Below are 20,392 nucleotides of genomic sequence, written 5' to 3' on the forward strand. Positions count from 1 at the left end.
CAGCCCATGCAACACGACAAGATCCTCATCCTCGATTTCGGCTCGCAGGTCACCCAGCTCATCGCGCGCCGCGTGCGCGAGGCCCATGTGCTCAGCGAAGTGCATCCCTGCGACGTCAGCGACGAGTGGGTGCGCGAGTACGCGGCCGACGGCCACCTCAAGGGCGTGATCCTCTCGGGCAGCCATGCCAGCGTGTACGAGGAGACCACCGACAAGTGCCCGCAGGCCGTGTTCGACCTCGGCATTCCCGTGCTCGGCATCTGCTACGGCATGCAGACCATGGCGCACCAGCTCGGCGGCAAGGTCGAGGGCGGCCACAAGCGCGAGTTCGGCTTCGCCGCCGTGCGTGCCCACGGCCACACCGCGCTGCTCGAGGAGATCGCCGACTTCACCACGCCCGAGGGCCACGGCATGCTCAACGTGTGGATGAGCCACGGCGACAAGGTGACCGAGCTGCCGCCGGGCTTCAAGCTCATGGCCAGCACCGACAGCTGCCCCATCGCCGGCATGGCCGACGAGGCGCGCCGCTACTACGCCGTGCAGTTCCATCCCGAGGTCACCCACACCGTGCAGGGCAAGGCCATCCTCGAGCGCTTCGTGCTCGGCATCTGCGAGGCCAAGCCCGACTGGGTCATGCGCGACCACATCGCCGAGGCGGTGCAGAAGATCCGCGAGCAGGTGGGCGACGAGGAGGTCATCCTCGGCCTCTCGGGCGGCGTCGATTCGAGCGTGGCCGCCGCGCTGATCCACCGCGCCATCGGCGACCAGCTCACCTGCGTCTTCGTCGACCACGGCCTGCTGCGCCTCAACGAAGGCGACATGGTCATGGAGATGTTCGAGGGCAAGCTGCACGCCAAGGTCATCCGCGTCGATGCGAGCGAGCTGTTCCTCGGCAAGCTCGCCGGCGTGAGCGACCCCGAAGCCAAGCGCAAGATCATCGGCGGCGAGTTCGTCACCGTGTTCAAGCAGGAAGCCGCCAAGCTCAAGGCCGGCGACGGCGGCCACAAGGGCGCCACCTTCCTCGCGCAAGGCACCATCTACCCCGACGTCATCGAGAGCGGCGGTGCCAAGAGCAAGAAGGCCGTCACCATCAAGAGCCACCACAACGTCGGCGGCCTGCCCGAGCAACTCGGCCTGAAGCTGCTCGAGCCGCTGCGCGACCTGTTCAAGGACGAAGTGCGCGAACTCGGCGTCGCGCTCGGCCTGCCGCCCGAGATGGTCTACCGCCATCCGTTCCCCGGCCCGGGCCTGGGCGTGCGCATCCTCGGCGAAGTGAAGAAGGAATACGCCGACCTGCTGCGCCGCGCCGATGCGATCTTCATCGAGGAGCTGCGCAACTTCACCGACGCCGAGACCGGCAAGACCTGGTACGACCTCACGAGCCAGGCCTTCACCGTGTTCCTGCCGGTGAAGAGCGTCGGCGTGATGGGCGACGGCCGCACCTACGACTACGTCGTCGCGCTGCGCGCCGTGCAGACCAGCGACTTCATGACCGCCGACTGGGCCGAGCTGCCGTATGCGCTGCTCAAGAAGGTGTCGGGGCGGATCATCAACGAGGTGCGCGGCATCAACCGCGTGACCTATGACGTGTCGAGCAAGCCGCCGGCGACGATTGAGTGGGAGTGAGGTCGGCTACTTCGCGGACTGTCGTCCGCGAAGAAAACCCCATCGGCCTTCAAGAGCCCGATGGCCCGACCTCGATCGCGATCTTTCCTCGCACCCCGTTGTTGGGACTTTCCAGCCGCGCATGGGCAAGCGGAATGTCGGCCAGCGAATAGACGGCACCCACATGCGGCCGTAGCTGCCCGCGCTCGATCAAGGCGCTCAACTCATCGAGCTTGCCGCGGTTCTGTCGCGTGAAGACGAAGTGGTAGCTCGCGTTCTTGCCCCAGGCCTGGACGAGGTTCTGCGGCCGTGCGATGTCCACGATGCTGACGACGCGGCCGAGCTGGGCCAGCGCGTCGGGGCTGCGCGACAGGGTGTCGCCGCCGATGGTGTCGAACACGACATCGACGCCGCGGCCACCCGTCTCGCGCAGGACGGCGTCGACGTAGTCCTCCTTCTCGTAGTCGATGAGCACATCGGCACCCAGGCTGCGTGCGAACTCGAAGTTGGCTTGACGCACGGTGGTGAACACCCGGGCTCCGATGGCTCTGGCGAGCTGGATCGCCACATGGCCGACGCCTCCCGCGCCGCCGTGCACCAGGATGCTTTCGCCCACCCTGAGCGCCGCGCGCACGACCAGTGCTTCCCACGCCGTGCCGCCCACCAGGGTCAGGCTCGCCGCCTCGAGATGGCTCAGCGAGGAGGGCTTCTTTCCGACGATGCCTTGGGCGGCCACGTGGTACTCGGAATAGCTGCCTGGCCCGTCGAAGATCTGCGGCGTGTACCAGACCTCGTCTCCCGGAGAGAAGGCCGTCACGCCCGGGCCGACTTCTTCGACAACGCCCGACACGTCGTGGCCGGTGATGGCCGGCAGTGGCACCAGGTCGGGATAGTCGCCGCGTCGGACCTGATAGTCCAAGGGATTGATGGAGGTCGCATGGACCCGGACCAGGACCTGTCCCGCCTGGGGCGCAGGGCGGGGCAGGTCGCACAGTTCGAACGCTTCGGGGCCACCGAACGATGTGAGTCTCAGGGCTTTCATGGCATGTCCTTCATTTCTGTAAAAAGGGATATCGGGAATTTCCGATGTTTCGGGATAAAAAAAGGTCAAAGCTCTTTGCCGATGAGCTCGGCCAGGGCGCTGATGGTTGCCTCGTTGCGCTTGTAGTAGGTCCACTGGCCGATGCGACGGACTTCGACGAGACCTGCTCGCTGCAGGGTCGCGAGGTAGTCCGACACCGTCGACTGCGACAACCCGACGCCTTCCTGGATGCTGCTGACGCAGACGCCCACCGTCAGGACGTCGCCTTCGTCCTGCGGCGGGAAGTTCTTCGCGGGATCCTTCAAGCCCTTGAGGATGTCGAGGCGCGTCCGGTTCGAGAGGGCCTTGAAGACTTCGAGCAGTTCCATGCGCCGATCGTATCGGAATTTGCCGATATCCCAATGCCGACGCCGCGATGCCCCTCAGTTCCCGCCGGCCACCCACCACGCATGCCCCGTGCGCGGCGCCTCCAACGCCACGCGTTCCCCCATCACCGGCGTGGCCAGCTTCACATCGCGCGCCCGCGCCAGTGCCTGGATGCGCTCGAACGGCTCGTTCCAGGCATGCATCGCCAGGTCGAAGGTGCCGTTGTGCACCGGCAGTAGCCAGCGCCCGCGCAGGTCCAGGTGGGCCTGCAGCGTCTGCTCGGGCTGCATGTGGACGTCGGCCCATTGCCTGTCGTAGGCACCGGTCTCGAGCAGGGTCACGTCGAAGGGACCGTAGCGATCGCCGATGGTCTTGAAGTCGGCGTGGTAGCCGGTGTCGCCGCTGAAGAAGAGCCGCAGGTCGCCGGCCAGGATGACCCATGAAGCCCAGAGGGTGCGGTCCTCGTCGAGCAGGGTGCGGCCCGAGAAGTGCTGCGCGGGCACGGCCGCGAGGCGGATGCCGCCGACGGTGGTCTCGTCCCACCAGTCGAGTTGCCGCACCCGCGCCGGGTCGACGCCCCAGCCGATCAGGCGGTCGCCCACGCCGAGCGGGGTGACGAACACCTCGACCTTCGGCGCGAGCCGCGCGATGGCGGCGCGGTCCAGGTGGTCGAAGTGGTCGTGCGAGAGGATCACGCCCTTGATCGGGGGCAGGTCATCGATGTCGATCGGCGGCGCATGGAAGCGCTTGGGCCCCGCCCATTGCACCGGCGACGCACGCTCGGAGAACACGGGGTCGGTGAGCCAGAACTCGCCGTCGAGCTTGAGCAGCAGGGTCGAATGGCCGAGGCGGTAGAGGCTGCGGTCGGGCGCCGCGAGCAGCGCCGCGGTCGTGAGCGGCCGCACCGGGATCGGCGTGCTCGGCACGGTGGTGTCGCTCTTGCCGGTCAGGACCCGCCAGCCGATCGCCACGGTCTTCAGAAAACCCATCGGCGTGCGCGGCACGACGTTGCGATAGACGCCGTCGCGCTGCTGCGGCGACTGGGGATGGGCCGTGGGTCGCGAACCGCAGGCGCAAAGCGAGAAGGTGGACATGGCGAGAACTCCGTTCGTGAACAGGTGGAAGGGGCTCAGGCGCCGGCCGCCGGGCCGGGACGGCCGCAGACGAGGCGCACGGCGGTGCGGATGCCGGCCTGGTACTCGGCCGGCGTGCGGGCGTAGTGCTTGAGGCCGTGCGAGGCGGCATACAGGTGCTGCGCGAGCGCCTTGGCCGTGAGGCCGGCGCCGCGCCAGGGCACGGCGTCGCCGCTGGACTGGATGGCGCGCGCCAGCTCCTTGGGCACGGCCTGGTCGAACTCCTCGAGCACCGGGCCGACCAGCTCGCGCGCGGTCGCGACGATCTCGTTCATGTGCTCGAGCGACATCTGCGAACCGTCGTTCTGCGCATGCAGTGCCGCGAAGGCGCCGACCAGCCGCTCCTCGATCGGCAGCTCCTCGCGCGCCAGCGCGGCCCGCATGGCCGCGAGGCCGCGTTCCGCGAACCAGGTGACGGCCTGCTTGAAGAGCTCGTCCTTCGCGCTGAAGTGCAGGTAGAGGCCCTGGCGCGAGATGCCGGCGGCGCGCGCGAGGTCGTCCATCGAGGTCTTGCGGTAGCCATAGCGCAGGAAGACGCCGATCGCGGCCTCCATGATCGCGACGCGCCGGTCGGGGGTGGGGGCCATCAGCGGGGCGCTCCGGCAAGGCCGAAGGAGATCGGGGACAGCGAAGGCATGGGGCGAACTCGACGGTGAGGGTGGATGTTCAAGGTCCCCGCCGGTCGACACGCCGCGAAGCTCGGCCGCCGGTCCGCGAGGACAGACGTCGAACTTTACAGTATTGATCTATTTTGTCAATTTGGTATGGAGGTCGAAACCCCGCTGCTCACGCGGTTTCAATGCTCTCGTAGACGAGGATCGCCGCCGCGAGGTCCTCGAGCGCCGTGCCCACGGCCTTGAAGACGGTTCGTCCATCGGTCTCGGTGCGCCCCCGCACCCGGCCCGCGGCGAGGTCGGCCAGTTCTCCCGCCACGTCCGTGGCAGTGAACACACCGCGCGACATCGGCCCGAGCAGTTCGCCGCTCTTCTGCAGCGCCTCCCGCGTGTCGATGAAGAGCTTCGCGCCGACGAACGCGGCGTCGTCGGCCTCGCGCATCTGCGGCGTGAAGCTGCCGATCAGGTCGAGGTGGCTGTGCGGCCGCAGCCAGGCGCCCTCGATCACCGGCTGCGTCGCGAGCGTGGCGCAGCTCACGATGTCGGCCTCGCTCGCGGCCTGGCCGAGGTCGGTGGCGACGAACGCATCGATATCTTGCGCGTGGAGGCGCGCGGCGAGTTCCTTCGCCGCCACTTCGTTGCGATCCCAGACCGCCACGCGCTCGATGGGCCGCACGGTGCGAAACGCCTCGGGAACCAGGCCACCGACACGGCCGCAACCGACGACGAGCAGGCGGCGCGCTTCCACGGGTGCGAGATAGGAAGCCGCAAGGGCCGATGCGGCGGCGGTGCGGCGCGAGGTGATCTCGTTGCCATCGATCTGTGCCAGCGGCTCGCCGGTGCGCGCGTCGTAGAGCGTGTAGGTCGAGAACAGCCCGGGCAGGCCGCGTTCGGCATTGCCCGGGAAGATGTTCACCGTCTTGATGCCCAGGTAGCGACCCTCCTGCCACGCCGGCATGATCAGCACGGTCCCGCCCGGTTGCGCGGCCTGGCCCGGAAGCGCATGCACATGCCGCAACGGCACTTCGCAGCCGGCGACGAACATGTCGCGCAGCGCGGGGATCAGGCGCTCGAAGCGCAGGGCGCGACGGGTGGTTTCGGTATCGATGGTTCTCATGGGGCGGTGGGGTGGAAACGGAGGGCGGGGCTCATGCATCGAGCACGAGGTCTTCGAGCGGCACGGCCTGGCATGTCAGGCACACGGTCGGGTCTTCGGGTTCGCGGCCGTGCAGGTGCGCGACCTTGCCGGCGATCACGCGCACGGCGCAGCTTTCGCATTGCCCCACGCGGCAGCCGCTGGGCAGTGGCAGGCCCAGCGATTCGCCGAAGCTCAGCAAGCTGCCTTGCCTGGGTGTCCACGTGGCCGGCCCGCGGCCCGAGCGCGCGAAGCGGACATCGAACTGCTGGGGACCGTCGGTCGGCGGCGCGGCGGGCGAGCGGAACACCTCGCTGAAGATGTCGAAGCGCGGAACGCCGCGCGCCACCAGTCCCGCGATGACGCTGTCCATCATCGCGGGCGGGCCGCACAGGTAGAAGCGCGCCCGCTGCGCGATCAGCGCATCGTCCACCACGCCGGCATCGATGTAGCGGTCCGACTGGTAGTCGATGCCGAGGCAGTCCCCGGGCAGCGGCGCGTTGTAGTGGTCGATCACCTGCAACCGTGGCAGGCGCGCGCGGTGCTGCGCGATGCGTTCGCGAAAGGCATGCGTCGCGCTGTTCTGGTTGGCGTAGTAGAGCTCGATCGCGGGGCCTTCGGCGCCATCGGGCAGCGACTCGAGCAGGCTGATGAACGGCGTGATGCCGATGCCGCCCGCGAACAGCACGAGCGGCTGGAGCGAACGGCGCGGAATCACGAAACCGCCCGACGGTGCCCGCAGCTCGACCGTGTCGCCGAGCTTCAGCTCGCGATGCAGATGGCCCGACATGCGTCCCTGGTACGGCGTGCCGTCGGCCGCGCGGCCGCGCTGGTGCCGCACCGCGATGCTGTAGCCGCGCCGATCCTCTTGCTCGGCCGCACCGGTGAGCGAGTAGGCGCGTGAAACCGGCGTGCCATCGCCGAGATCGAGCTTGAGTTCCACATGCTGGCCGGGCCGGTAGTCGGGCAGGGCGCCGCCGTCGACGGGCTCGAAGTGGATGCCCAGCACACCTTCGGCCTCGGGCCGCAGCTCGTGGATGCGAAAGCGGCGCATGCCCGTCCATGCGCGCTGTCGCAACGCCGTGGCGGGATCGCGCTCGATGTCGCAGAGAAAGGAGCGGTGCGGCACCGAGCCGCTGACTGGATCGCAATGGTCGGCCGAGATCAGCGCATTGAAATTGCTGCTCAGCGCACCGTCGACCGGCAGGCCCTCGCGGTCCAGCTCGCTGCAGCCTTGCCACCAGCCGAACTCGGCCACGACGACATCGTCGGCCAAACCGGGCGTGATGCGCGCGACGAAGCGGGCCGTGCCCACGCGCGTGCGGATACGCACCCAGTCGCCTTCGACGATGTTCCTGGCCTGCGCGAGCACGGGGCTCAGCTCCGCCACCGGCTCGGGCGCGCGCCTGCGCAGCGAGGGCAGGCTGCGATGCTGGCTGTGGCAGTAGAGGCCGTTCTTGGCCGAGCTCAGCACATAGGGGAAGCGGCCCTGTCCGGTCGCCCTGGCGTCGCGCGGCGTGTCCGCGGGCTCGACGAAGCTCGCGACGGGCGGCTGGCCGTGGCGCAGCAGGGTTTCGGAATAGAGCTCGACGCGGCGCGTGGGCGTGTCGAAGCCTCGCACGCCGGTGGGCGTTTCGCGCGCGTACTTCCGCTCGCCCGCGTCGATGTCGCAGGCCATGCCTTCGGGCCGCTCGCGCAGTTGCGCCACCGTGAGACCCAGCGGCTCGAGGATGTGGTTCCACCCGGCCTCCAGGCTGCCGCCGAAGAATGCGTCGCCCATGCCGAGGCGTTGCGCGAGGTCGAACAGCACCTCGTTGTCGGAGCGCGATTCCCCGCGCGGCGCCACCATGCGCTGGCGCAGCTGCACCCAGCCGGCCGCGCGGTCGTCGATCTCGAAGCCGATGCGCAGGCCCTCGCGCTCCCAGGGCGTGTCGATCGGCAGCAGGATGTCGGCGTAGCGCGCGGCTGGCGTTTCGAACAGGTCGCAATGCACGTGGAATTCGAGCTGCGCCAGCGCCTGCCGCGCGAGCGCGGTGTCGGCCTGCGAGACCGGCAGGTTGGTGCCGAAGGCCATCATCGCGCGCACCTTGTAGGGCTCGCCCTCGACGATCGCGCGATAGGTGTCGCGCGCGGTCACCCAGCCATGGGCGGGCGGTCCGATCGGTCGTTCCTTCAGGCCGAGCGCCTTCGCGCGCTGCGCGGCGGGCAGCAGCGAGAGCGCATTGACCGCGTTGACGCGCGGACCCGTGCGCACGCGGTTGCCGCCGATGCGATCGAAGCTGCCGCACAGCGCGTACAGGGTGGCGACCGCGCGTTCCGACTGGGTCGCGTTGGTGTGCTGGCCGATGCCGGTCCAGGCGTGATAGGCCGTGCGGTGCCCGCCGCCGAACAGCTCGGCCGCGGCGCGCAGCGGGGCTTCGGGCACGCCGGTGATGCGTTCCACCTCCTGCGGTGTCCAGGCGGCGCAGGCCTGCGCCAGCAGATCGAAGGCCGGGCGGCACGCGAGGCGCTGGCCGTTTTTCCCCGTCACTTCGACCGCACCGCGCAGGCGGAAGTGGGTCGAGCCTTGAGCTCGTGCGGCCCGAGCGGTGTCGTAGGGCACTGCCCCCTGGTCCGCATCGCTCCAGACCATGAAGCGGTCGCCCCCGGCATCGGGCCGCAGGTCACGCTCGCGCAGCAGATGCCCGTCGTCGTCGCGCACCAGCAGCGGCGCATTGGTCCAGTCGCGCACGAAGGCTGCGTCGAAGCGGTCGTCCTCGATCAACAGGCGGATCAGCCCGAGCGCGAGTGCCGCATCGGTGCCGGGGCGCACCGGCAGCCACACATCGGCCTGGCGCGCCAGCGCCGTGGGACGCGGGTCGACCACGATCATCCGCGCGCCTTTGGCGCGGCCCTTCGCGATGGCGTTGGCCTGCGCCAGCCAGGTGTTGGTGGGGTTGTGGCCCCACAGCACGATCAGCTCGGCCTGCGCATAGTCGGCCGGCGGCATGCCGCAGCCGAAGGTGAAGGCATGGGCGAAGTCCTTGTGCCAGTTGCAGACCTCGGTCGCATAGCAGATGTTGGGGCTGCCGAAGAGGCGCACGAAGCGCTCGATCCAGTCGATGCTGTCGGACAGCGGCGTGCCGCTCGGCGTCGTGACCGCGAACACCACCGATTCGGCGCCGCTCTCGGCCCGGATGGCGCCCAGGCGCCGGGCGGTCTCGGCCAGCGCCTCTTCCCAGCCGATGCGCACCCAGCCCGGATCCGGATCGCCCTTGGGCCGCGTGCGGCGCATCGGATGCAGCACGCGGTGCGGGCTGTGCACGAGCTCGGGCGCGGCCTTGCCCTTCATGCACATGGCCTGGCCGGTCGGGTGTGCCGTGTCGGGCCGCACCGACACCAGCATGTCGCCGCGCACCTCGTTGAGCGTGCCGCAGCGCGAGCGGCAGAGCGTGCAGTAGCCGGGCTTGGTGTGCGTCGTGGCCGCGGCCATCGAAGCGCTCATGGCATCACGGGCGCCACGTAGCTCAGCGTGCGACCCAGGAACCACAGCATGAAGAGCACCAGCGGCGCATGGACCAGCAGCTGCAGGAAGGTGAAGCCGACGATGTCGCGCGCCTTCAGCGAGAGCACGCCCAGCAGCGGCAGCATCCAGAACGGGTTGATCAGGTTGGGCAGCGCCTCGGCCGCGTTGTAGACCTGCACGGCCCATCCGAGGTGGACCTTGAGCTCGTTGGCCGCCTGCATGACGTAGGGCGCCTCGATGATCCACTTGCCGCCGCCCGAGGGAATGAAGAAGCCCAGGATGGCGGAGTACGCGCCCATCACCACCGCGAAGCTGTCGACGCTGGAGATGCTCACGAACAGGTGCGCGATGCGGTCCGACAGCGTGTGGCCGCCGTCGCCCTTGGCGGCGGTCAGCATGGCCGCGATGGCGCCGTAGAGCGGGAACTGGATGATCACGCCCGCGGTCGAGGGCACCGAGCGCGACACGGCGTCGAGAAAGCTGCGCGGGCGCCAGTGCAGCAGCATGCCGATCATCAGGAACAGCAGGTTGTAGGTATTGAGCCCCGCGATCGCGATCAGCGGGCTCTTGGCCATGAATTCCTGCGCGAGCCAGCCGAAGCCGAGGGCGCACAGCAGCAGCGTGAGCAGCGGGCTGCGCTCGAGCCATTCGCCGGGGCGCCGCGCGGCGGCCGCATCCGTGGCAGGCTTCACTTCGGCCAGGTCGATGCCCAGCTCCTGCGCCGTGACCGCGCTCTCGGCCGTGGGCGCGGACCACAGCGCGATCGCGACCGAGACCGTGATCAGCACCAGCGCCATCACCATCGACTGCCACAGGAAGATGGTCTGGCTGAACGGGATCACGCCGGTGATGTCGAGGATGCTCTTGGGCAGGCTGGCGGCGTTCGCCTGCAGCTGCGCCGCCGAGGAGCTCAGGCCGAGTGCCCAGGTCGCGCCCAGCCCGAGATAGGCCGCAGCACCGGCGGCGCGGTAGTCCATGCGCAGTTCGGTCCGGCGCGCCAGGGCGCGCACGTAGAGCGCGCTGAAGATCAGCGAGATGCCCCAGTTGAACAGCGACAGGATCATGCTGATCGCCGCCACGTAGGCGATGGCCTGGCGCCCCGAGACGGGCACCGCGGCCAGGCGGCCGATGAAGCGCGCGGCCGGCGGCGAGGTCGCGACCACGTAGCCGCCGATCGCCACCAGTGCCATCTGCATCGTGAAGACGATCAGGCTCCAGAAGCCGTCGCCGAAGGACTTGGCCACGACCAGCGGGCTCGATCCATTGAGCAGCGCCGCGACCGCGACCACCGCCGCCGCGATGGCCGCGAACACGTAGGCATCGGGGAACCAGCGCTCGGCCCAGGCGGTGAAGCGCAGGCCCAGTCGGCTCAGGAGGCCGGGACCCGCGGGGCCGGGGTGCGCGGCGGAAGGGCGCAGGGCGTCTTGCCCGGGGGCTGTTCTCGATGTCGAAGGCATGGTGTCTCCAGTGGCTGGGCCTGGGGCGTCTTTCGCGCCCGGAATGTCGTGCGGGGCGACTATGGGCGAACACCGGAGCCAATTCAAATATTGAATATCAATAGAGTGATATAGGATCGATCTATGTCGATCACGATCAAGCAACTGCAGCACTTCGTCGCCACGGCCCACACGGGGCAGGTCTCGCGCGCGGCGCAGCGCTGCTACGTGAGCCAGCCTTCGTTGACGACCTCGCTGCGCAATCTCGAGACCGCGCTGAAGGTCCAGCTCTTCACGCGGCACTCCGACGGGCTGCGGCTCACGGTGTATGGCGAAGGCTTCCTGCGCCACGCGCAGCACATCCTGCGCACGCTCGAAGTGGCGGTGGAGGAGACCCACGGCTCGGCGTCTTCCGTCGAAGGGCGCGTGCGCATCGCCATCACGGACACGGTGTCCGAATACATGCTGCCGAAGATCATCGGCGCCATGCGGCGGCAACTGCCGCTGATCGAGTTCGAACCGGTCGAACGCAACCGCGAAGAGATCGAGGCGGGGCTGCGCAGCGGCGAGTTCGACCTCGCCGTGGTGCTGGTCTCGAACCTCTCGCAGGCGCCCGACATCCGGCGCGAGAACCTGCTGAAGTCGCAGCGGCGCCTGTGGACCTCGCTCGACCATCCATTGGCAACCGGGCAGTCGGTGTCATTGAAGGAGATCGCGGAGCTGCCCTTCGTGCTGCTCGACATGGACGAGCACGTGGAGACCGTGGGCCGCTACTGGGGCGCGGCGAAGCTCGAGCCCAAGGTCGTGTTCCGGACCAAATCGATCGAGGCCGTGCGCAGCCTGGTCGCTCAGAACGTCGGCGTCACGATCCTGTCGGACCTGGTGTTTCGCCCGTGGTCGCACGACGGCGGGCGCATTCGCCGCACGGCGATGGCGGGCGCGGTGCCGTCGATGGACCTGGGGCTGGCCTACCGGCGCAGCGGCGTGCTGTCCGAGGCGGTCGCGGCCTGCGCGAGCACCTTGCGGCTGCTGGCCAAGACGGTGACGCGCGAGTCGGATTCTGCGGGCCGGCGACGGCCCCTGAATGAAAAAAGCCCCCGCGTCTTTTCGAAACGCGGGGGCTCGATCGCTCAGGCCGGCATGCGGCCGAAGCGGCCGCCGTTGAAGTCAGCCATGGCCTGGCGGATCTCGGCCTCGCTGTTCATCACGAACGGGCCGTAGCCCACCACGGGCTCGTCGATCGGCTCGCCCGACAGCCACAGCACCGTCGCGTCGCTGTTGGCCTCGATCTCCACGCCGCTGCCGGCGGTGTCCAGATGCACCAGCTGCCCCTCGCGCGCGACCGTCTCGCCGTTGACCAGCACCGTGCCGCGCAACACCACCAGCGCCAGCGTGCGGCCTTCCTTCGCCTCGAAGCGGCCGACGCGGCCCTGGGCGATGCGAAGGTCCCATACGTCCATCGGCGTGAAGGTGCGTGCCGGGCCGCGCTGGCCGTCGAAGTCGCCGGCGATCACGCGCACCCGGCCCGCGCCCTCGGGCAGGTCCACCGACGGGATCTGCGCGTCGAGCAGGGTCTGGTAGCCGGGCTCGGCCATCTTGTCCTTCGCGGGCAGGTTGACCCAGAGCTGCACCATCTCCATCGTGCCGCCGCGCTCGGTGAAGCCGCGCGAGTGGAACTCCTCGTGCAGGATGCCGCCGCCGGCGGTCATCCATTGCACGTCGCCCGGGCCGATCAGGCCGCCCGCGCCGGTGGAGTCGCGATGCTCGACCTCGCCCTGGTAGACGATGGTCACGGTCTCGAAACCGCGGTGCGGATGCTGGCCCACGCCGCGCGGGCGGACGGCCGGTTCGAAGGCGGTCGGCGCCGCATGGTCGAGCAGCAGGAACGGGCTCAGGTGCTTGCCCAGGCCGTCGTAGCCGAACAGCGAGCGCACCGGAAAACCGTCGCCCACCCAGTGCGTGCGAGGGGCGCTGTAGACACCGAGAACCTTCTTCATCTTCATCTCCTTGCGTCGCCAGGACGAGGGTCCTGGCCGATGGATAGAGAATATGGGTTGAACGATGGCTGCGGTAGACGGCAATATTTGCCATCAGCGTTCTATTTTGTGAACGATGGGGGGTGCGAGCGATGAAGGACCTGAACGACCTCTACTACTACGTGCAGGTGGTGGACCACGGCGGCTTCGCGCCCGCGGGCCGCGCGCTGGGCATGCCCAAGTCCAAGCTCAGCCGGCGCATCGCGCTGCTCGAGGAGCGCCTGGGCACGCGCCTGATCCAGCGCTCGACGCGGCGCTTCGCCGTCACCGAGCCGGGCCAGACCTACTACGGCCACTGCAAGGCGATGCTGGTCGAGGCCGAGGCGGCCGACGAGGCCATCGCGCTGACCCAGGCCGAGCCGCGCGGCGTGGTGCGCATGACCTGCCCGGTGGCGCTGCTCGACACGCATGTCGGCGACATGGTGGCGGCCTTCATGGTCGCGCACCCGCGCGTGCAGATCCACCTCGAGGAAACCAACCGCCGCGTGGACGTGGTGGGCGAGGGCGTCGACGTGGCGATCCGCGTGCGGCCGCCGCCGATCGAGGACAGCGAACTCGTGATGCGCGTGCTCGCCGGGCGCGGGCAGTGCCTGGTCGCGCATCCGCAACTGCTGTCGGGCGGCATCCCGAGTGCGCCCGCCGATCTCGCGGGCCTGCCGAGCATGGACCTCGGCCTGCCGCAGCACGAGCATGTGTGGACCCTGATCGGCCCCGACGGCGCGCAGGCCGCCATCCGCCACCACCCGCGCCTCGTCACGCGCGGCATGCTCGCGTTGCGCGCCGCGGCCCTCGCGGGCGTGGGCGTCGTGCAACTGCCCTCGATGATGGTGCGCGAGCAGATCGCGCGCGGCGAGCTGATCCACGTGATTCCGGGCTGGGCGCCGCGGCGCGAGATCATCCATGCGGTGTTCGCTTCGCGGCGCGGGCTGCTGCCGGCGGTGCGGGCGCTGGTGGACTTCCTGGCGGAGCGTTTCGCGGCGTTGGACGAGGACTGAACCTGCGTTCCATTTGCCGGGTGCAAGGGGTGCTCGATTCGCAACAATTCGCGTCAATCGCAACTTGAAACCCATCGCCGGCAACAAGTGTTGTGGATTTCTTCTCAGTGTTTGCCCGAATGTCGGGCTGCACTTGTACATCTGTACATCCTTTGATTAACAACATTAACAATATGCACGTATCAAAAAAATACAGTCAGGGAAGAAGTTATGCCACTCGTTCTGGGCGTCATGGGGCTCCCTCCGGTTGAGGTCGAGCTCCTGAGAATCATCGTCCGCCTCAGTTCCAATCTCCGCTCGCGCTGGACGGTCAGCGAATCGCAATCCTGCGACCTGCTGCTGGTCGATGGCGACGGGCCCGCCGCCGAGCGGCAGGCGCCGCCGGCACGTTTCGTGGTGCCCATGGTGCCTCGCGGCGCCGATGCCGCCACGCTCGCCAGTTGCGCGCTGGCTCGCCCCATCTATGCCGAAGAGGTGGTCGAGCTGCTCAACAAGGTCACGCCGAACGCGTCGCCGGACGACGCGGCGCAGGCCGGCGCGCGCGCCTCGCTGACGCGCTGGCCTTCGCAGGCGACGCTGCAGCGCCACCCGGCCCACGTCAGGCTGGCGGCCGCGCTCTCCAAGAGCGCGCAGTCGGCCGAGAGCCTCGCCGCGTTGGGCCAGGTCGATGTCGAGGCGTGCCGCGCCTTCCTTCGCCTGCTGGCGGAAGAAGGCGCCCTGGCCTGGACCCGGGAGGCGTCGAGTGCGCCTCGCGCGGCCGCGACCGCCGACGCTCGGCGGCAGAAGCAGGGGCTGCTTTCGCGCATCCGCCGGCGTCTCGGCCTGTCCTGAGCACGGGCGCGCCATGAGGGATTTCAAGCTCGTCTTCACGGGCCCGATGGGCGTGGGCAAGACCACGGCCATCGCCGCCATCAGCGAGACCGCGCCCATCGCCACCGAGGTCGCCAATGCCGATGCCTCCGTGGCCAAGGCCACCACGACGGTGGGACTGGACTTCGGCCAGGTGACGCTCGACAACGGCGACCGGCTGCGCCTGTACGGCACGCCGGGGCAGGCCCGCTTCGACTTCATGTGGAAGATCCTGGTGCGCGATGCGCTGGGCCTCGCGATCCTGATCGACAACAGCCGGCCCGATCCGCTCGCCGACCTGGCGGCCTACCTCGACGGCTTCGCGGGTGCGCTCCAGAAGATGCCCTGCACGATCGGCGTCACCCGGCTGCCCACGCATCCCGCGCCCACGCTCGACGATTACGCCGGTGCGCTCGCGGCCCGCGGGCTGGTGCTGCCGGTGCTGGCGATGGATCCGCGCCGAAAGGACGAAGTCGTCGCCCTGATCGAGACCTTGCTGATGCAGATCGAGGCGATCGACGAGGAGGTCGCGCCATGAAGATTCCCCACGCGCTCAGGCTGCGCGCCGCGGCCGAGGCCCGCGGCGTGCTCGACGAGACGAGCGGCGTCGTCTCCGTGGTGGTCGCCACGCCCGACGGCTTCGAGATCGCCCATGCGAGCCTGCGCGACTTCGACCCCTCGCGCATCGCAGCGATGGCCAGTTCGATGGCCGCCATCGGGGCCGTCGCCTCGCAGGAGGCGCGGCTCGGCCGCTGCACCTGCATCACGGTGGCCACCGACAAGGGCTTCGCGCTGGTGAGCCCGGTGCGCAACGGCGAGACGGAGCTGGTGGTCAACGTCATCGCCGACGCCGGCGCGGTGCTCGCGCAGGTGATGTACCGGACCGCCGCCTGCGTGCGGACGCTCGAGGCGCCTTGACGCGCCGATCGCAATTTCCGGCGGAGGCGGGTTGCATGCGACGCCGCCGCTTCATCCTTTCATTCGCATGATCATCGACAGGGAACAAGACACATGGCCACGATCCAGAACAGCCTCGACAACCTCCTGACCGCCGACGGCGCCCTGTGCGCCGCCGTGGTCGATTCCGCCAGCGGCATGATGCTCGGCGCCATCGGCACCGGCGTCGACCTCGAAGTGGCGGCCGCCGGCAATACCGAAGTGATGCGCGCCAAGCTCAAGACGATGCGCGCCCTCGGCCTCAACGACAGCATCGAGGACATCCTGATCACGCTCGGCAAGCAGTACCACCTGCTGCGGCCGATGGCGCAGAAGGAGGGCGTGTTCATCTACTTCGTGCTCGACAAGGCCAAGTCGAACCTGGCGCTGGCTCGGCGCAAGCTGCAGGAGGTCGAGAAGGACATGAACTTCTGAGCCTGCGCGCACCGGGTGCCTTATACGCACCCGGTGCATGGGCAATGCGGCGTCGATACGATGGCTCGCTCGTTCGCCGCCCCGTCGAACCTTGGTGACCGCTTTCTTCGTCGCGCACGAGGAGCCGGATGCCAGCCATCTCGCCCGATGCGGCGGGACAGCCCGCCACTGAACCCTTGCAGCACCTGTCACTCCCCGCGGGGCGGCTTCCTCGTCTCGAACCGAAGGACGCCGACATGCATGCCGACACCGACATCCCCGCTTCGCTCCGGCGCGAAGCCCTCGACCTGCTGCTGCAACGCCATTCCCCCTGGCCGCTGACCGATCCCGCGCCGCCGCAACGGGAGCTCGACCTCGTCTTCCAGGCCGCGCTGCGCGCGCCCGACCACGGCCAGCTGCAACCCTGGCGCTTCATCACCATCCGCGGCGATGCCCGCATCGCGCTCGGCGAGGTGTTCGCACGAGCCGCGCGGGAGCGTGATCCCGAAGAAGACGGCGAGCGCTTCCGCAACAAGGCGATGGCCGCGCCGCTGCTGATCGCGCTCTGCGCGCGCGTGCTGGCGCCGCACAAGATTCCCGAGTCCGAACAGGTGCTCGCGGTCGGCGCCGCCGCGATGAACATGCTCAATGCGTTGCACCTGCTGGGCTATGGCGGCTTCTGGGCCACCGGGCTCAACAGCTACGACCCGAATGTGCGTGGCGCGCTGGGCCTGGGCGAGTCGGACCGGCTGCTGGGCTTCCTCTACGTCGGCACGCCGAAGGAGGCGACGCGCGCGCCCGAGCGCCGTGCGCCCGAGGCCTTCGTGCGCGAATGGACGAGCCCGGCGATCGACGCGGCCCGCTGAAATTTCTTCGCGCGGCGGCCCCGGATCGCGCCGGGCATCTGTACCATTCAGCCCCTCCCACGAATGCCATCCGCCGTGCGGTCCTCGACCGCCACCGCACGTGCCCCCACGCTTGACTGCCGCCATCCGCCACACCCGCCGCCGCGCGCCCACGTCCCCGCACGAGGGCCGACGCGCATGAAGTCCCGCCGCACCGCGCCCGCGCCCGAGCAGTTGCTGCTGCCCGGCATCGACGCACCGCCGCCACCGCTGCGCACGCGTGAGCGCGCCACGCCCGGCCAACGCGCGCCGCGCAAGCCGCCGCCGGCGCACGTGCTGTTCTTCGCGCTCCATCCCGGCGAGGAAGATGCCGCGCGCATCGCGGCCTGGAGCGCGCAATGGCATGCGGAACGGGACCTCCGCGCCATGCATGTGGAGCCCGACCGGCTGCACGTCACGCTGCATGACCTGGGCGAGCACGACGAGCTGCCGCGCGACAGGGTCGAGCTCGCGATCGCGGCCGCCTCGCGGCTGCACCTGCCGCGCTTCGAGGTGGCGTTCGACGGCGTGATGCGCTTCGCCAAGGGCGCCTGCGTGCTGCTCGGTGGCGACAACGGCGAAGTGGCCGCGCTCGCGGCCTTCAGGCAGCGCCTGGGCGAGGTGCTGGCCGACGCGGGCTTCGCGCCCAAGCGCGCCTTCACGCCGCACCTGACGGTGTCGTACCTGCGCGGCGCGATGGAACCGGCCACGGTGGAGCCGGTGCGCTGGACCGCCGCGAGCTTCGCGCTGATCGACAGCCGGCGCGCCGAGGGCGTGCACGAGGTGCTGGGCCGCTGGGCGCTGCCGGGCTGACGCCCGCGTCAGAAGTTCGCGCGCACGCCCACGGTCAGCAGGCCGGCCTTGGCGTGCTTCGAGACCTTGCCGAAGTAGTCGTAGTCGGCGGTGATCGAGAGATTGCGCGTCACCGCGTACTCGGCGCCGAAGCCGGCCATCAGGCCCGTGCCGTTGCCGCCGATGCTCTCGCCGCCGAACAGGCGGTGGCTGTTGCCGGCCGAGACCCGGCCATGCGCCACGCCGAGCCGGCCGTTGAGCGCGAACGACTCGCCCAGCGGCAGCCGCGCGGTGGCGGCCGCGTAGAACACCTGGCCGGTGCCGTTCTCGAGCACCGAGTTCGCGCCGAACACGCTGTAGCTGGTGTTCCATTGCTTCACTCGGCCCAGCCGCGCATAGCCGCCTTCCACGCCGAAGGTGTCGCTGAAGCGGTAGCCGCCATAGAGCTTGAACGCGGTGCCGCTCTTGCTGTTCTTCTCGCCGCCCCAGGGCACGGGCACGCGCGAGGACGAGGGCAGGCTGTAGCTCGAGCGGCCGATGGCGCCGCCCACGTACAGGCGGGTGCCGTCCTTGCCGTAGTCGGCCGCGCCGGCCTGCGTCGACGCGGCGGCGGCCAGCAGCAGGGCGGACAGGAGGACGGCGGTGCGCAGGGGCGAAGTCTTCGGGAGCGAGGCTTGGATGGAATGCATGAAATGCCTGGAAGTGAGATGAAAAAGAAGGGAGCCACAGGCCTCACGCGGTGCGCCGGTGGTTGCATTCATTCTCGAAACCGAGCCTGAAGAAAGGCTGCGCCTCCCCTGAAGGCTTCGTGAAGCCGGCCGCTGCACAAGGCTTCAAGACACGGCGTTCGCCGAGCCATAAGGTCTTGCGTCATCCCTCATGCATTCACGGAGACACGGTTGACTGACATCGAACCCCTCGGATTCATCGGCCTCGGCGTCATGGGCCAGCCCATGGCGCTCAACCTCGCGCGCGCCGGCACGCCGCTGGTCGTGTGGAACCGCTCGCCCGCGCGCGCCGAGCCGCTGCGCGAGGCCGGCGCGCAGGTCGCGGACTCACCCGCGCAGGTGCTGCGTCGCACGCGCATCGCGATCCTCATGCTGGCCCACGGCGAGGCGATCGACGAGGCGCTGGGCCGCGGCACGCCGGCCTTCGCGGACAACGTGGCGGGGCGAACCATCGTCCACATGGGCACCACCTCGGCCGCGTATTCGCAAGCGCTGGCCGACGAGGTCCGTGCCGCGGGCGGGCGCTATGTCGAGGCGCCGGTCTCGGGTTCGCGCAAGCCGGCCGAGGCCGGGCAGCTGGTGGCGATGCTGGCCGGCGACGCGGACGCGGTGGATGCGCTGCGCCCGCTGCTCAAGCCCATGTGCCACGAGACCGTGGTCTGCGGCCCGGTGCCGCAGGCGCTGCTGATGAAGCTCTCGGTCAACCTGTTCCTGATCACCATGGTCACGGGCCTCGCGGAGGCCTTCCATTTCGCCGACCGCCACGGGCTCGACACGCGCAAGCTGGTGTCGGTGCTCGAGGCCGGGCCGATGGCCAGCGCTGTGTCGCGCATGAAGGCGCAGAAGCTGCTCGCGCAGGACTTCGAGGTGCAGGCCTCGATCGTCGACGTGCTCAAGAACAACCGGCTGGTGGCCGAGGCGGCGCGCGCGGCCGGCGTGGCCTCGCCGCTGCTCGATGCCTGCCATGCGCTCTATGGCGAGACGCAGGCGCTGGGCCTGGGCGCGCTCGACATGGCGGCCGTGGTGCGCGCGATCGAGGCGCGCACCGACGCCGGCGCGCGCTGATCAGCCCAGCGCCGCGCTCCAGCGCGCGGGCGTGAGGCCGTAGGCCTGCTTGAACTGGCGCGACATGTGGCTCTGGTCGGCGAAGCCGGCTGCATCGGCCGCATCGGCCAGCGAGCTGCCGCGCCGTAGCAGTTGGCGCACCGCGTCGAGCTGGCGCAGCGTGCGGAAGCGGCTCGGACTGGTGCCGAAGGCCGCGCGGAACTGGCGCGCGAGCGACCAGCGGTCGAGGCCGGAGAGCCGCTCGAGCGCCGCCATCTCTGGGCGTTCGGTCGGCGTGGCGGCGATGTGGTCGCGCACGCGTCCGAGGCCGGCGAGCTCGAGCGAACCGGGCGCCCGGGGCTGACCCGAGGCGGCATTGGCCAGCAACTGCGCCACCGCGACCGCCAGTTCGGTGCGCAGCACCTCGTCGTCGATCGCGGCATCGAAGTCCCAGATCTCGCGCGCGCCGCCGAGGGCCCGCAGCCGCGCCGCATCGAGCACCGGCTGCGCCACGAAGGGCAGCGGCCTGCCATGCAGCGCGCTCTGCACCAGCGCGGGATCGACGTAGAGGATGCGGTAGCCGAAGCCGTCGTCGGTGCCCGCGCCGCCATCGTGCAGCTCGTCGGGATGCAGCACGTGGCACTGGCCCGGCAGGCACTGCTGCTGCGTGCCGCGGTAGCGAAAGCGTTGCACGCCCGCGAGCGTGATGCCGATCGCGTAGGTGTCGTGGCGGTGCGGCGAGAAGGCCTGGCCGTGCAGGTGGGCCTCGAGGCGTTCGATGCCTTCGGTGCCGGGGGCGATCCGGATGCGGGGGGAGGGCGCCATCGTGATGCGGAAAAGGGCGATGGCCGTGTTTGTACGCCGAACCCGAAGACCGT

Annotated in this window: 20 protein-coding genes; 10 read left to right on the forward strand and 10 right to left on the reverse strand. The window is 69.6% G+C overall.

Annotation, left to right across the window (positions count from 1 at the left end; genetic code table 11):
• The first annotated feature begins 6 nt into the window (after positions 1-6).
• Positions 7-1,626, forward strand: coding sequence for a glutamine-hydrolyzing GMP synthase (gene guaA / locus AC1HIL_RS19725; RefSeq protein ID WP_208507827.1), 1,620 nt, complete (start codon positions 7-9; stop codon positions 1,624-1,626).
• 49 nt (positions 1,627-1,675) lie between these two features.
• Here the strand turns inward: guaA and AC1HIL_RS19730 are convergent, their stop codons facing one another.
• The 7 genes from AC1HIL_RS19730 to AC1HIL_RS19760 all read right to left on the reverse strand — a co-directional run bounded on the left by AC1HIL_RS19730 (position 1,676) and on the right by AC1HIL_RS19760 (position 10,857).
• The gene (locus AC1HIL_RS19730; RefSeq protein ID WP_479669815.1) at positions 1,676-2,647 is read right to left on the reverse strand and encodes a zinc-dependent alcohol dehydrogenase family protein; all 972 of its coding nucleotides are present in this window, start codon (positions 2,645-2,647) and stop codon (positions 1,676-1,678) included.
• 65 nt (positions 2,648-2,712) lie between these two features.
• On the reverse strand, positions 2,713-3,015 hold the full coding sequence (locus tag AC1HIL_RS19735; RefSeq protein ID WP_395352673.1) for an ArsR/SmtB family transcription factor: 303 nt from the start codon (positions 3,013-3,015) through the stop codon (positions 2,713-2,715).
• Positions 3,016-3,069: 54 nt separating this feature from the next.
• Positions 3,070-4,107, reverse strand: coding sequence for an MBL fold metallo-hydrolase (locus AC1HIL_RS19740; protein ID WP_479669816.1), 1,038 nt, complete (start codon positions 4,105-4,107; stop codon positions 3,070-3,072).
• Positions 4,108-4,142: 35 nt separating this feature from the next.
• A complete protein-coding gene (locus AC1HIL_RS19745) occupies positions 4,143-4,733 on the reverse strand; it encodes a TetR/AcrR family transcriptional regulator (protein ID WP_057591691.1) in 591 nt (196 codons plus the stop codon).
• A 199-nt stretch (positions 4,734-4,932) separates the two neighbouring features.
• Positions 4,933-5,877 (reverse strand): bifunctional Delta(1)-pyrroline-2-carboxylate/Delta(1)-piperideine-2-carboxylate reductase, encoded by a 945-nt coding sequence (gene lhpI, locus AC1HIL_RS19750; protein WP_479669817.1) that lies wholly within the window; start codon positions 5,875-5,877, stop codon positions 4,933-4,935.
• A 31-nt stretch (positions 5,878-5,908) separates the two neighbouring features.
• Positions 5,909-9,379, reverse strand: coding sequence for a molybdopterin-dependent oxidoreductase (locus tag AC1HIL_RS19755; RefSeq protein WP_479669818.1), 3,471 nt, complete (start codon positions 9,377-9,379; stop codon positions 5,909-5,911).
• The gene (locus AC1HIL_RS19760) at positions 9,376-10,857 is read right to left on the reverse strand and encodes a short-chain fatty acid transporter (RefSeq protein ID WP_479669819.1); all 1,482 of its coding nucleotides are present in this window, start codon (positions 10,855-10,857) and stop codon (positions 9,376-9,378) included. Before AC1HIL_RS19760 ends, AC1HIL_RS19755 begins: the two co-directional genes overlap by 4 nt.
• Before the next feature lie 123 nt (positions 10,858-10,980).
• Here AC1HIL_RS19760 and AC1HIL_RS19765 point away from each other — a divergent pair, with 123 nt between their 5' ends.
• Complete coding sequence (locus AC1HIL_RS19765; protein WP_479672773.1) at positions 10,981-12,057, forward strand: LysR family transcriptional regulator; 1,077 nt, start codon at positions 10,981-10,983, stop codon at positions 12,055-12,057.
• On the opposite strand, the gene AC1HIL_RS19770 is transcribed toward AC1HIL_RS19765, so the two are convergent.
• Positions 11,967-12,833, reverse strand: coding sequence for a pirin family protein (locus AC1HIL_RS19770; protein ID WP_479669821.1), 867 nt, complete (start codon positions 12,831-12,833; stop codon positions 11,967-11,969). The two genes, AC1HIL_RS19765 and AC1HIL_RS19770, sit on opposite strands and share 91 nt — an antisense overlap.
• A gap of 131 nt (positions 12,834-12,964) precedes the next feature.
• On the opposite strand from AC1HIL_RS19770, the gene AC1HIL_RS19775 reads away from it, so the two are divergent.
• The 7 genes from AC1HIL_RS19775 (at position 12,965) to AC1HIL_RS19805 (ending at position 17,763) form a co-directional block, all read left to right on the forward strand.
• Complete coding sequence (locus AC1HIL_RS19775; protein WP_479669822.1) at positions 12,965-13,867, forward strand: LysR family transcriptional regulator; 903 nt, start codon at positions 12,965-12,967, stop codon at positions 13,865-13,867.
• 210 nt (positions 13,868-14,077) lie between these two features.
• Positions 14,078-14,698: a hypothetical protein gene (locus AC1HIL_RS19780; RefSeq protein ID WP_479669823.1), complete on the forward strand. Its 621-nt coding sequence runs from the start codon at positions 14,078-14,080 to the stop codon at positions 14,696-14,698.
• 13 nt (positions 14,699-14,711) lie between these two features.
• Complete coding sequence (locus AC1HIL_RS19785) at positions 14,712-15,254, forward strand: GTP-binding protein (protein ID WP_296735155.1); 543 nt, start codon at positions 14,712-14,714, stop codon at positions 15,252-15,254.
• Positions 15,251-15,634, forward strand: coding sequence for a roadblock/LC7 domain-containing protein (locus tag AC1HIL_RS19790; RefSeq protein ID WP_057594938.1), 384 nt, complete (start codon positions 15,251-15,253; stop codon positions 15,632-15,634). The genes AC1HIL_RS19785 and AC1HIL_RS19790 overlap by 4 nt, the downstream gene beginning before the upstream one ends.
• Positions 15,635-15,727: 93 nt before the next feature.
• Complete coding sequence (locus tag AC1HIL_RS19795; RefSeq protein ID WP_057594939.1) at positions 15,728-16,087, forward strand: hypothetical protein; 360 nt, start codon at positions 15,728-15,730, stop codon at positions 16,085-16,087.
• Positions 16,088-16,323: 236 nt separating this feature from the next.
• The gene (locus AC1HIL_RS19800) at positions 16,324-16,932 is read left to right on the forward strand and encodes a nitroreductase family protein (protein ID WP_479669824.1); all 609 of its coding nucleotides are present in this window, start codon (positions 16,324-16,326) and stop codon (positions 16,930-16,932) included.
• A gap of 177 nt (positions 16,933-17,109) precedes the next feature.
• Positions 17,110-17,763 (forward strand): 2'-5' RNA ligase family protein, encoded by a 654-nt coding sequence (locus AC1HIL_RS19805; protein WP_261205812.1) that lies wholly within the window; start codon positions 17,110-17,112, stop codon positions 17,761-17,763.
• Between the two features lie 8 nt (positions 17,764-17,771).
• Here AC1HIL_RS19805 and AC1HIL_RS19810 read toward each other — a convergent pair whose 3' ends face one another.
• Complete coding sequence (locus AC1HIL_RS19810) at positions 17,772-18,431, reverse strand: outer membrane beta-barrel protein (RefSeq protein ID WP_413763585.1); 660 nt, start codon at positions 18,429-18,431, stop codon at positions 17,772-17,774.
• 210 nt (positions 18,432-18,641) lie between these two features.
• Here AC1HIL_RS19810 and AC1HIL_RS19815 point away from each other — a divergent pair, with 210 nt between their 5' ends.
• Complete coding sequence (locus AC1HIL_RS19815; protein WP_479669825.1) at positions 18,642-19,535, forward strand: NAD(P)-dependent oxidoreductase; 894 nt, start codon at positions 18,642-18,644, stop codon at positions 19,533-19,535.
• On the opposite strand, the gene AC1HIL_RS19820 is transcribed toward AC1HIL_RS19815, so the two are convergent.
• Positions 19,536-20,339 (reverse strand): AraC family transcriptional regulator, encoded by an 804-nt coding sequence (locus AC1HIL_RS19820; protein ID WP_422097093.1) that lies wholly within the window; start codon positions 20,337-20,339, stop codon positions 19,536-19,538.
• Between the last annotated feature and the right edge of the window lie 53 nt (positions 20,340-20,392).

The sequence above is a fragment of the Variovorax sp. ISS6 genome (assembly GCF_056523145.1).